Here is a 12,563-nt window from a genome sequence, read left to right on the forward strand (position 1 = left end):
ATTATGAAAGGAGCTTATAATATGGAAAATGTAAATAAATTTCAAAGTTTTATAATATTATTTATGGTTTTTATAGGAATAATATTAGGTCAGATAGATTTATTACAAACATACTCAGAGTATTTAATAATGCCTTCTTTAATGGTAATGTTATTTTTAGTATTTATACAAATTCCAATAAAAAATATAACTGAATCATTTAAAAATATAAAATTTACACTAACATCTATTTGTATAAATTTTATATGGACACCTATTTTAGTATTTATACTTGGAAGAATATTTTTAAATAACAATCCAGATTTATTAATAGGTTTTGTAATGCTTATGGTAACACCGTGTACTGATTGGTATTTAATTTTTACTGGAATAGCTAAAGGAAATGTAGCATTAGGGGCATCTATATTGCCTTTAAATTTAATACTTCAATTAACTTTACTTCCAGTTTATGTATTCTTAATTGGACGATCAAGTGTTCAAATGGATGTTTTAAATCTTTTAAATGGAGTAATTGTAAGTTTAATAATACCTCTTTTTGGAGCTTTAATATATAGAAAGTTGGCTATAAGTAAAAAGGGAATAGATTATTTTGAGAAAAATATAGTTTCAAAAGCCTGCGATTACCAAGGTTACTTTTTAAATATAGCTATAGTTTTTATGTTTGCATCACAAGGAAAAATACTTCTTAAAAATCCTCAGATACTTTTACAATTATTAATACCTGTATTATTATTTTTTATAATAAATTTAATTGTTGGACAATTTGTAGGAAGAAAACTAAATTTAAGTCATGAAGATAATGTATCTTTAAATTTAACTACATTAGCTAGAAATTCACCTATAGCTCTTGCAATAGCTGTAGCGACATTTCCTAACAAACCACTTATATCACTTGCTCTTATAATAGGACCATTAATAGAATTACCTGTACTTTTTATAGTATCTAAAATCTTACTAAACATAAACCAAGAAGATAAAACTTTAAATTAAGCTTTTTATAAAATGACGTGTATTTTAGACTATTAAATAAAAGTATATAATTTTATAGGGGATATATTTATAGAGCTTACATTAGTGATTTGACTTAAAAATAAAGGGTATATTTATAATTATAAATTACTACAGATTGGAGATGTTCAAGTTGAACAAGGATTCAAAAGAAAAAGAATATGAAAAAATAAAAAAAGATGAAGAACTAATGGATAAAGAATTATTAGGTAAGAAAATATTAGAGCAAAATCATAAAGATTTTGAATTAGAAGAACAATTAGATGCATTAAAAAATTTATAAATTAAAAATATAATAAAAAGCATAGACTAAATTTTAAAATATAGTCTATGCTTTTTTATTTAATTAAAAAATATTTAAAACATAAAATTTCACAAAAACTGAAGGAAAAAAAACTATTGTGTAGAATTATATATTAATTAGGGGATTAGGTTAATTTAATATACATTAGGGGTGGAGTTTTTTGACAATAGAGGTTTCAAAAAGTAAAAATAAATATATATTAATATTAATATTAATTTGTATTTTTACATGTAAGTTAGTTAATAAAGTACATGCAAATAGCACTAAAGATAAAGGATTTAATGTATTAGTTTTAAACTCATATCATCAGGGGCATATATGGGAATCAAGTATATTTAATGGTTTATTATCATATATAGAAAAAAATAATGAAGAAGATATTAATTTTAACGTTGAGTATTTAGACTTTAGAAATAATTATGATAATAAGTATGTAAAATCATTAAAAAGTATGTTAAATGAAAAATATACAAAGGGAAGTATTGATGCTATATATACAGTAGATGATGAAGCTTATGATGTTTTTAGTTCAGAAGTATTAAATAAAAACAGTAATTTTTATAAGCTACCAATTATATTTAGTGGAGTAGACAATAAAGCTACTGGAATGAAAGAAGAAAAGTCCTATATGGCGGGTATTTATCATGGAGATGATAGTTTAAATTTAATGAATTTGATTTATGACTTAAACCCTAAAATGAAAAATATAAATTTAATAATTGAAGATTCTAAGTATGGAAATTCAGTAAAATATGAAATAGACAGATTAGTAAAGACTTATTTAAAAGAAAAAGTAAATATACGTTATATAAAAGGCAATTATATAGAGGATATAACTAGTCAATTAAAAAAGATAAAAAACTCAGATAATACAGTAAATATTATAGCAGGTGAATTTCAAAGTATAAGTTCAAAAACATACAAAAGTCCTAAATATACAGTAGATGAAATAAAAAAATATAGTAATGCACCTATATATTCTAATGACCAAACTTATATGAACGCAGGTATAGTTGGAGGGCATATTGATATAGGAAAAGAACTTGGTGAAATAGCTTGTGAGATGTTGGTTAAATTAAGAAAAGGAGTTAGTATAGAAGACATTAAAAACACTACAGAGCCAATTGCAAAAGCTTATGTTGATTATAAAAGTATATATAAATATAATATAAATCCTTTTTTTGTAGATAAAGATGTTAATGTAATGAATAAAGAAATTTTTGAGTTTCTAATTCCTATATGGATGAAATGGTTAATATTAATAATGGTGATAGTAATTATAATCGTAATTTTAGTAATAATTAAAATTGCAACTAAGCGTAGAAAAATAAAAGAAAAAGAATTAGAAGAAAAACAAAAAGCTTTAGAAAGAGAAAAGTTAAAATCTGATTTTATAGTTAATTTAAGTCATGAATTAAGAACGCCTATAAATATAATACTAGGGACCACTAGAGTTTTAGAATGTAGTGCTAATAAAAAAATAAATAGTGATTACCTTTTAGAAAAAATAGAAAATATTAATAAAAATTCATATAGATTGTTAAAGATATCAAACAATATAATTGATATAACTAAAGCTGAATCAGGTATGTTTAAGTTAAAATTAGAAAGGTGTAATATAGTAAGTGTTGTAGAAAATATATTTGAATCAAGTCTTTGTTTTGCTAAAAGAAAAAATATCAAAATGATATTTGATACAAAAGAAGAGGAAATAAACACAGCTATAGATGTGTTTCAAATTCAAAGAGTTATATTAAATTTAATATCAAATGCCATTAAATTTACACATGAAAATGGGAATATAAATTTATCTATTTGGACAGAGTTTGAAAATCTAATTATAGAAGTAGAAGATGATGGTGTAGGAATACCAAATGATAAATTGAATTATATCTTTTATAGATTTTATCAAGTAGAAAATTTATATACAAGAAAAAATGAAGGTAGTGGAATAGGACTTTGCATAGTAAAAGAGATTGTAGAAATTCATGGGGGTAAAATTGAGATAGAAAGTGAAGTAAATAAAGGCTCTAAATTTAGAGTATACCTACCTATAAATTTAGAAAAAGATATTCCTGATTATGAAAGTTTAAGTATTATAGATAATACTCAAACTGTAAATTTAGAAATGTCAGATATTTAAATATAGAAAATAAAAGGTCTATTAAACTAAAATTTAATAGACCTTTTATATATAAATTTTAATTCATACAATCCAAGGTATTACATTTTATTAAATGATTTGTAATTAAAATTTTATTTCTATTTTATAATAGCATTTTTGGTAATGTAACTTAAAGGTTTAAGTTAATCTAGATTTTTCTTTTGTAATAGTTATTAAATATTATAAATAATATAGTTTGTAGTATTAGTACAGCAAATAAAGTATCACCTATTATTGGACTTAAGTTTGAATTTAACTCCATAAATGAACATATTATTAAAATAATAATTAATATAAATTGCATAGTTACAATAGTTTTGGATGATGATTTATCTTTTATTACTACATTTCTTTCATCATTTAAATCTATTTCTTTAGTCTTTTTGTAAATTGGGTCTAAATCTATAAATTTATTTACTAAAAGTTTAATTGATAAAATTATAAGTAATATAATAGATATAGTTAAAGATAATTTACTAAAAATTTCATTGTTAATTAAAAAGTTGCCAATAAACATAACTATTCCGCATATTAAAATCGAGAAATTTACCCCTTTTTTCATAAATCTTACTCCCCCTCGTAAATAAATATATCTTCTATAAGCATTTTAAATAATTTAGAAATTTTAAATGCAAGCAATATTGATGGATTATATTTTCCTTTTTCTAAAGAATTTATAGTTTGCCTAGAGACTTCTAACTTTGTAGCTAATTCTTCTTGAGTTAATCCATGTTGTTTTCTTATTTCTTCAAGCTTATTTTTCAAAATATCACCTCGGTTTGTAAAACTAACTTTACATAGATTGTAATAGCATAATTATTTATTGTCAAGTTAACTTTACATAGGTTTAAATATAAAAAGACAGGTGCAATACCTGTCTTAAAAAATTAATCATTTATTTTCATTATAAACTTAACACTACCATTCATATCTTTGCTTAACCCAGAGAAGTTATTATATTCTTTTGATAATTTCATAATTTCATCTTTTACATCTAGTAATCCTTGGATATCAGATAATTTTGTATTTCCTTCTTTATAAAGTTTATCTAAACCTTCTTTTTTAAATTTGTTAACTCCAGTGTATAAATCATTTGAGCCTTTTGCTAAATCTTTAGTTCCCTTAAGTAATTTGCTTGAATTATCATTTAAAATTTTAGTACTATCAGCTAAAGTTTTTGAGCCTCTTGCTAATTGATTTGAACCTTTGGTTAATTCATCAGTTCCAGCTACAAGTTGTTTGCTTCCATTTTCTAATTGGCTAGTTGCATCTGATAGTTTTTTAAGACTTCCACTAAGTGTAGAACCTGCATTTACTAATGATTTAAAATTAGAATTAAAATCAGATGAGCCATGTTTTAAGTTTGAAAGTCCTGAACTTAAATTATTAGCACCTCCAACTACATTGTTAATTCCTGCTTTTAAATTATTTAAACCATCTCTTTGACCTTGAGAAACTTGACTTAAAGAATTTGACATTGATCTTAATTGGTCAGCAAATTCTGGGTTTATTTCACTTAAAGCATTTGCTATATTATTTAAACCTCCTGATATTTGGTCTATATTATTAGTTGAAGTTATTAAAGAATCAACACCAGAACTACCATTACTTAGACTTTCTTTAAGGGCATTAGCACCATCACTAGCATTTGTAATACCTGAGTTAATATTAGAATAAGCTTCAAAAAGTTTATTTGCATTTTCTACAAAAGCATCAACACCATTTGAAACTTTTTCTTGAGAAGCATTTAATTGATTAAGACCGTTATTAATACTTTTTGCTCCTTTATTTAAAGTTGGAGTAGAATCATTTAATTTATTTATGCCACTATTTAAATCATTAGAGCCTTTGTCTAAAGCCTTAACACCTTGGTCAAATTTAGCAAAGTTAGAATTTAACTCATTATTTCCATCCAATAATTTTTTAGAGCCAGCCAAAAGATCATCTCCACCTTTTGATAGGTCATTTAAAGCTTTTGATAAATCATTTAATGTTGAATTTTCATTTATATTTTTAAGGTCTGGAAGTTTTGGAGAAGCAAGAATCATTATATTTGGCATTTCAAATTTTTTGGTATCTCCTTGGATAATCAAAGTATCTTCTAATTCTAAATAGTTTTTGATATCTTTACTTAAATCCAGAGATTCTTTTAAACCAGGCAAAGATGCAAAAGTTACACTACAATTTTTACCATCATCAACAATTTCGCCGCTATTTATTTTTACATTTTTAAAATTATCTCTTTGAAGCAATACTTCTGTAGCTGTTAAAAATGGAACATATAATTCTTTATTTTTACCATCTATATTTTTAATTCTTTTTTCATTGTTCTTTAGTTGAATAGTTATTTTAAACTTTCCAGATTTACCTTTAATATCTTTAGGGTTAACTTTTTTGCCATTTAATTCATAGTTTATATCAACATCAATAGGTAGTTTTTTATTACTATCACCTTTGTAATATAAGTCTTCTTTATTTATATTCCAGTTTAAATTTTCTTTATCTATAGTAGGTTTTTCATCACCTTTAACATTAGTTATATTTTTTAGGTTGCTTAAGTCAGTAAATTTGCCGAGCTTTTTATCTGAATTTATCCAAGTAGATACTATTGTTTTTTCAACATTTCCATTATCTTTTAATATTGAGTATACAGTCTCTTCTTTTTTTGTATCAGCAAAACAAATACCAGTATTAAAAAATATCATTAGTGAAGTTAAAGTAGCCACCGATTTTTTAGGTAAGTTAAGTTTTCTCATTTATATTTCCCCCTTATTTAAATCTATAGATTTTGAAACCACGAAATTTTTGCTAGTTTTTATAATAAAATTGTTACAAACTAATAAAATTGCAGGAAGCATAAAAATGATTATAAACATGCTAATTATAGCGCCTCTTGCCATAAGGTCACATAATGCACTTATCATTTCTAATTTAGATATAAGTCCAACGCCTATTGTAGCAGAGAAAAAGGATAATGCACTTGTAATTATAGATCTTGCACTACTTTGAATGGAAGCTTTCATAGCTTCAAACTTATTATTATTTACAGCTAATTCTTCTTTATATCTAGAGGTTAAAAGTATTGCATAATCAACTGTTGCACCAAGTTGTATAGTTCCTATTACAATAGAAGCTATAAATGGTTCTACTGTACCAGTGTAATAAGGTATGCCCAAATTGATAAAGATTGCTGATTCAATTGCCAAAACTAAAATTACAGGTAATGATATTGATTTAAATACTATAGCTATAATTATAAATATTGCTAGTATTGAAACTAAACTTACGATCTTAAAATCTCTATCTGCAATTTTTATTAAGTCATCTGTTAAAGGAGCTTCTCCTCCGACAAGTCCATCTTTATCATATTTATGAACTATTTTATTTAATTTATCTATTTGAATACCTGCCTCATCAGTTGCTGCTCTATATTCTGAATTTACTAAGAGTTGTTCATATCCCCCTGATTTTACAGCTTTTAGTAAATCTTTAGGTATTATATCCTGGACTATTGAAGGACCTATAAATTTTTCAAGTGCAACCACAGAATTTATACCATCTAAACTTTCTATTTCTTTAACCATTTGTTCAACCTTATAAGTTTTAAGAGAATCTTTAATTAAAATAATATTTGTGCTATTCATATTGTAGTCATTTTTTAACTTGTTAGTTGAAATTATAGAAGGTAAGTCATCAGGCAAAGATTCGTCTAGATTATAATATACTTTTGCATTGTTTGAACCTATTATTGAAGGTATAAATAATATTAAAAATAAAACTACTAGTAATTTATAATGCTTTACAACTATTTGAGATGATTTTTTAAATGTAGGTAAAATTGGTTTGTGTCTGTATTTATGAATTTGCTTATCAAAGATTAATATTAAAGCAGGAAGTACTGTAACAGTACAAATGACTCCTAGTAAAACTCCTTTTGCCATAACTAATCCCATATCCATTCCAAGGGCTAAGTCCATGGAACAAAGTGCTAAAAACCCTGCTATTGTAGTTAGAGAACTTCCAAAAACTGAAGTTGTGGTATTTTGTATTGCTATTGCCATTGCATCTATATGATTATCATACTTTTCACGTTCTTCATCATACCTGTGAAGTAAGAATATTGAATAATCCATAGTAACTCCAAGTTGAAGTACTGCACTTAAAGCCTTGGTTATGTATGAAATTTCACCAAAGATTATATTAGTTCCAAAATTGTAGATTATAGCAAAACCTATACTTATCAAAAATATAAATGGTGTAACGAAGGAGTCCATTGTAAAAGTTAAAACTATTAAAGTTAGTATAACTGCAACAATTACATATAGTGGAGTTTCTTTATCTGAAATGTCTTTGGTATCTTTTATTATGCTTGCCATACCACTTAGAAATACTTGTTTACCTGTTATGCTTCTAATTTTCTCAACAGCATTTAAAGTTTTAAGTGCCGCTGAACCTTCTTCTAATTTTATAACCATCAAAGTTGAATTTTCTGTGTATAAGAGGTCTTTTATATCTTTAGGTAACATTTCTTTTGGAACTGATAAATCTAAAAAATCATCAATCCATAAAACGTCATTTACACCTTCAACTGTGGTTAATTTTTCTTTAAGCTTTGATACATCTTTATCTTTCATGTTTTCAATTATTAACATAGCAAGTGAACCACAATCAAAATTATCTTTTAAAATTTCTTCTGCTTGTGTTGTCGATAGGTCATTAGGCAGATAACTTAAAATATCATAATTTATATCTGTCTTTAAAAATCCAATTGCTGATGGGATTAGTAATAATATAGCTATTACTAATATTAACTTACTTTTTCTAGCTATTTGCTTTGATAATCCCCTCATAGACTATTCCCCCTTAAAATATTAGGCATGCCCAAATTGTTATACAGATAGATTGTAGGATTAGTACAACCTATATGTCAACTATATTTATACTTTTTATTATGTCATAAATCTTTATATTTTTTGTTTCTTCTTTTGTTTTTAAAATTATTTCATTTACTTTTTCATGGTTTATATTTAGTAATAATAATCTTGTTTTTATAGTACTTTCAATTATTTCATCAAGATTTAAGTCTATGTCTTTTTTATAAAATCTACGTAAGAGAGTATCTTCACCGGCAGAGCCTATTATAAGACTTAAGTTTATATCTTGTTTTTTAAAGTCATAATCTAGTTTTTCTAAGTTAGAATTTAATATATCTGATAAAGTCTTTAGGTATTCTTTTCTAATTGAGTAAATCTCTGAGGCTTCTATATACATTCTAAAAAAAGCATCATTTGTTGCAATTACTTTTATGTATATATATTGAGTTATTGCATAACTAAGTAGTGGGTCAATAGATTTATTAGGGTGGCTAATTATATAAGAATATATTTTTTCTATTAAATTTTTATACAAATACAAAACTATTTCTTCTTTTTTCTTAAAATAATAATAAAGATGACCACGCCCTAAATTACAAGCATCAGCAATTTGTCGTATAGTAGTTTTTGTATATCCTTGTTTTATAAAAAGCTCAGAGGCTTTTTGTATTATTAAATTTTTTATATTATCTTTGTTATCAAATTCCATTTTATCCCTCCTATATTATTATTTTATCAATGTTTTATGAAATTTGTTATATTAATGGCAATGCATTTAGAAATTATATTTTAGATTTAGACATTATTAAGAATATAGACATAATTTTATAACTAATATATACTAATGAATGCATTGGAAAAAATATACATAAGTATAATGATTTAACTAAAAGAGTTTACTAAAAAATGAGGTAGATAAATATGAAATATTTAGATAGTTGTAAAGATGTATATAAAAGTTTAAGAGCTGATTGTGAAAACTGTTTTGGACTTTGTTGTGTTTCACTATATTTTTCAAAATCAGAAGGGTTTCCAAATGATAAAGTTGCTGGTATTCCTTGCATAAACTTACAATCTGATTTTAGATGTTCTATACATAAAAATCTTAGAAAAAAAGGTCTTAAAGGGTGTAGTGCATATGATTGTTTTGGAGCAGGTCAAAAAGTAGCTCAAATTACATTTAATGGACGTGATTGGAGAAAAGAAACAAAATCTAAAAATCAAATGTTTGATGCTTTTCTAATTATGAGACAACTCCATGAAATGCTTTGGTATTTAAATCAAGCAATTTCACTTAAAGAAAATACTTCTATACATGATAAAATTAGACTTATGATAAAAGAAACAGAAAGAATTACTTATTTAGATTGCAAATCTCTTATAGAATTAGATGTAATGTCACATCAAGATAAAGTTAATATATTGCTTTCTGAAACTAGTGAAATGGTTAGAAATAAAGCTTGTTGTAAACAAAATAAAAGTAAAAATATACCTAAAGGATTAGATTGTATCGGTTTAGATCTTAGAAAATTTAATTTAAAAGGTGCTAATTTAAGAGGGGCATTTCTTATTGCCACAAATCTTAGAGATGTTGATTTAAGTAAGGCAGATTTAATTGGTGCAGATATGAGAGACGCAGATATAAGAGGTGCAAACTTAGCTGATTGTATTTTTATCACTCAATCGCAAATTAATACAGCAAAAGGTGATTTTAATACAAAGTTACCTAAAATACTAAAAAAACCACCATATTGGGAGTGATTCAATTAATGAAGAAAAATAAAATTAGGACTTTAGTAAATATATTTTTAGTAATAATATTTTTATTTAGTTCATATAAGATTGTTCAAAAAATAATAAGCTATAAAAAAGCAGATAATATATATAAAGAGATTCAAGAAATAAAAGATAAAAACATAGAAAAAAATAATGAAACTTTAGATTTATATTATATAAATAAAGATTATAGAGGATGGTTAACTATTAATAATACAAATATAAACTATCCAATTCTCCAAGGAAAAGATAATAATTATTATCTTGATAAGGATATAAATAAAAATTATTTAGTATCAGGATCTATTTTTTTAGATTTTAGAAATAATAAATTCAATGATGAAAATACTATTTTATATGGTCATTCTATGAAGAATGATACTATGTTTGCTCAGTTGGATAAATTTAACGAAAAAGAATTTTTTAATGAAAATAATAAAATAACTATTTTAACTCCAAAAGGTAAGAAACTGACTTATGAGGTATTTTCCGCATATACAACGGATTTAAAAGATAATTATAATGAGACTAATTTTAAAACAGAAAATGAATATAGAAACTTTTTAAATAAAATAGAAAATAAATCTATTGTGAAATCTAAACTAAAAGTAACTCCAAAAGATAAAATTTTGACTTTATCTACTTGTAGTTATGAATATGAAGGTGCTCGTATGGTTGTACATGCAAAGCTTATGGAGATATCACAATAGAAGTAGTTATATAAATATGAGTAGCATATGCTACTCATATTTTTTTGCGATTTTAAAGAAAATTTTGGGGTAAAAATATCAAATGATAAATATTTACATAATTTGGAGTTATTTAGTTTAATAAAATTTTATTTAAATTAAGAAAGCAAGGGGAGAATGGTAATAAAATGAGTAAAAAAAATAATGTTAAAAAGACAATTGTGGGAGTAATTACAACAACAGTGATTTTGCAATCAATGATGGTAAATGCATTAGCAGATGAAATAGAATCTAATAATAAAAATGAAACTAGCACTAATTTAAAAAAAGAAGAATCTTTAGATTCAGTTTCTATGGATAAAAAAATTGAACCATATACAGAAATTTCTAATCCTGAAAATATAGACACTAAAACTAAAAATGAAATTAAAGATGATAGCATAAATCTTGAAGACAAACCTGTAGTAAATAACAATGATAAAGATATAAATGAAAAAGTTAAAGGCAGTGAAATAATTGATATTAAAGATATAAATTTAAAAAGAGCAATAAATGAACAGTTAAGAAAGAAAGATTTGGATGCAGATATAAGTAAGTCTGAATTAGAATCCTTAAAAAGGTTAAATGTACATGAGTCAAATATATCGAATTTAGATGGACTACAATATTGTATAAATTTAATTAGCTTACATTTAGATGGAGAAAAAATAAGTGATATAAGTCCTATATCTAAATTAACTAAATTAACTTACTTATATTTAGATGGAGATATGATAAGTGATATAAGTCCGATATCAAACTTAACAAATTTAGTTACTTTGTACTTAAATAGAAATCAAATAAGTGATATAAGTCCGATAGCCAATTTAAAAAATTTAGTTAAATTATCTTTATCTCAAAATCAAATAAGTGACATAAATCCAATAGTAAATTTAACAAAATTAGTTGAATTACACTTAACTGATAATCAAATAAGTGATATAAGCCCAATAAGGAATTTAACTAACTTAAATTATTTGCATTTAGATTTTAATCAAATAAGTAATATAAAACCCATAGAGAGCTTAACTAAATTAAAAATGCTTCTTTTAGGTTATAACCAAATAAGTGATATAAGTTCTATAGGAAGTTTAACTAATTTAACAGGTTTATTCTTAAGTGATAATAAGATAAATGATATAAATTCTATAAAAAATTTAACCAATTTAAGTTATTTGAATTTAAATAATAATAATATAAGTAATATAAATTCTTTAGAAAAGCTAACTAAATTAAGATTTTTAAACTTAGGATCTAATCAGATAAGTAATATAAGTTCTATAGTTAACTTAAATCATTTAATTTTTTTACAATTAGATAATCAAAATATAAAATTGAAATCAAAAGAAGTAAAACAATTAGGATCTATAGAAATTGATAACATAGTAACTGATAAAATGGGAGATAAAATAGCTCCGTCAAATATTTCTGGAAATGGATTATATGATAAAAATACTAATAAAATTTTATGGAAAGATATAAATAGTAATAGTGAGAGTTATTCTTTTTCAAAGAATGTAAATGTTGGTAAGGCAAATTCTGAATTTTCAGGGAATGTAACTCAACCAATAGTACTTATAAAAAATGAAATACCAATAATAAATGCGAGTGATAAGACAATAAAAGTTGGAGAAAAGTTTAATCCAATGGAAGGTGTAACGGCAACAGATAAAGAGGATGGGAATATAACAGATAAGATAAAAATTATA

The 12,563-nt window shown here is 24.4% G+C and carries 11 protein-coding genes; 6 read left to right on the plus strand and 5 right to left on the minus strand.

All coding sequences use genetic code 11. The features are described from left to right. Positions 1 to 21: 21 nt before the first annotated feature. From ABFX13_RS04980 to ABFX13_RS04990, 3 genes are all read left to right on the plus strand, one after another. Entirely contained in the window at positions 22 to 990 is a 969-nt protein-coding gene (locus tag ABFX13_RS04980) for an arsenic resistance protein (protein WP_346043286.1), read from the plus strand. Positions 991 to 1,141: 151 nt separating this feature from the next. Next, positions 1,142 to 1,291 (plus strand): hypothetical protein, encoded by a 150-nt coding sequence (locus ABFX13_RS04985; protein ID WP_346043288.1) that lies wholly within the window; start codon positions 1,142 to 1,144, stop codon positions 1,289 to 1,291. Positions 1,292 to 1,472: 181 nt separating this feature from the next. After that, positions 1,473 to 3,455 carry an ATP-binding protein gene (locus ABFX13_RS04990; protein WP_346043291.1) on the plus strand — a complete coding sequence of 661 codons (1,983 nt, stop codon included), beginning with the start codon at positions 1,473 to 1,475 and terminating at the stop codon, positions 3,453 to 3,455. Between the two features lie 169 nt (positions 3,456 to 3,624). On the opposite strand, the gene ABFX13_RS04995 is transcribed toward ABFX13_RS04990, so the two are convergent. From ABFX13_RS04995 to ABFX13_RS05015, 5 genes are all read right to left on the minus strand, one after another. After that, positions 3,625 to 4,038: a DUF2178 domain-containing protein gene (locus ABFX13_RS04995; protein ID WP_346043295.1), complete on the minus strand. Its 414-nt coding sequence runs from the start codon at positions 4,036 to 4,038 to the stop codon at positions 3,625 to 3,627. A 5-nt stretch (positions 4,039 to 4,043) separates the two neighbouring features. Continuing rightward, entirely contained in the window at positions 4,044 to 4,241 is a 198-nt protein-coding gene (locus tag ABFX13_RS05000; RefSeq protein WP_346043300.1) for a helix-turn-helix transcriptional regulator, read from the minus strand. A gap of 122 nt (positions 4,242 to 4,363) precedes the next feature. After that, the gene (locus ABFX13_RS05005; RefSeq protein WP_346043304.1) at positions 4,364 to 6,232 is read right to left on the minus strand and encodes a hypothetical protein; all 1,869 of its coding nucleotides are present in this window, start codon (positions 6,230 to 6,232) and stop codon (positions 4,364 to 4,366) included. Next, entirely contained in the window at positions 6,233 to 8,326 is a 2,094-nt protein-coding gene (locus tag ABFX13_RS05010; protein ID WP_346043330.1) for an efflux RND transporter permease subunit, read from the minus strand. Positions 8,327 to 8,396: 70 nt separating this feature from the next. Beyond that, on the minus strand, positions 8,397 to 9,059 hold the full coding sequence (locus ABFX13_RS05015) for a TetR/AcrR family transcriptional regulator (protein ID WP_346043334.1): 663 nt from the start codon (positions 9,057 to 9,059) through the stop codon (positions 8,397 to 8,399). A 212-nt stretch (positions 9,060 to 9,271) separates the two neighbouring features. Here ABFX13_RS05015 and ABFX13_RS05020 point away from each other — a divergent pair, with 212 nt between their 5' ends. The 3 genes from ABFX13_RS05020 to ABFX13_RS05030 form a co-directional block, all read left to right on the plus strand. After that, positions 9,272 to 10,111: a pentapeptide repeat-containing protein gene (locus ABFX13_RS05020; protein ID WP_346043338.1), complete on the plus strand. Its 840-nt coding sequence runs from the start codon at positions 9,272 to 9,274 to the stop codon at positions 10,109 to 10,111. A gap of 8 nt (positions 10,112 to 10,119) precedes the next feature. Then, positions 10,120 to 10,836, plus strand: coding sequence for a class B sortase (gene srtB, locus ABFX13_RS05025; RefSeq protein WP_346043342.1), 717 nt, complete (start codon positions 10,120 to 10,122; stop codon positions 10,834 to 10,836). A gap of 167 nt (positions 10,837 to 11,003) precedes the next feature. Then, the coding region (locus tag ABFX13_RS05030; RefSeq protein WP_346043344.1) for a leucine-rich repeat domain-containing protein at positions 11,004 to 12,563 on the plus strand (1,560 nt) is incomplete at its 3' end.

This window comes from Paraclostridium tenue (genome assembly GCF_039521565.1).
Classification (GTDB): Bacteria; Bacillota; Clostridia; order Peptostreptococcales; family Peptostreptococcaceae; genus Paraclostridium; species Paraclostridium tenue.

What these genes read in the sequence shown, in the direction of transcription:
- ABFX13_RS04980 (WP_346043286.1), top strand. Translation starts at nt 22, where the DNA reads ATGGAAAATGTAAATAAATTTCAAAGTTTTATAATATTATTTATGGTT.
- ABFX13_RS04995 (WP_346043295.1), bottom strand. Translation starts at nt 4,038, where the DNA reads ATGAAAAAAGGGGTAAATTTCTCGATTTTAATATGCGGAATAGTTATG.
- ABFX13_RS05005 (WP_346043304.1), bottom strand. Translation starts at nt 6,232, where the DNA reads ATGAGAAAACTTAACTTACCTAAAAAATCGGTGGCTACTTTAACTTCA.
- ABFX13_RS05010 (WP_346043330.1), bottom strand. Translation starts at nt 8,326, where the DNA reads ATGAGGGGATTATCAAAGCAAATAGCTAGAAAAAGTAAGTTAATATTA.
- ABFX13_RS05015 (WP_346043334.1), bottom strand. Translation starts at nt 9,059, where the DNA reads ATGGAATTTGATAACAAAGATAATATAAAAAATTTAATAATACAAAAA.
- ABFX13_RS05020 (WP_346043338.1), top strand. Translation starts at nt 9,272, where the DNA reads ATGAAATATTTAGATAGTTGTAAAGATGTATATAAAAGTTTAAGAGCT.
- srtB (WP_346043342.1), top strand. Translation starts at nt 10,120, where the DNA reads ATGAAGAAAAATAAAATTAGGACTTTAGTAAATATATTTTTAGTAATA.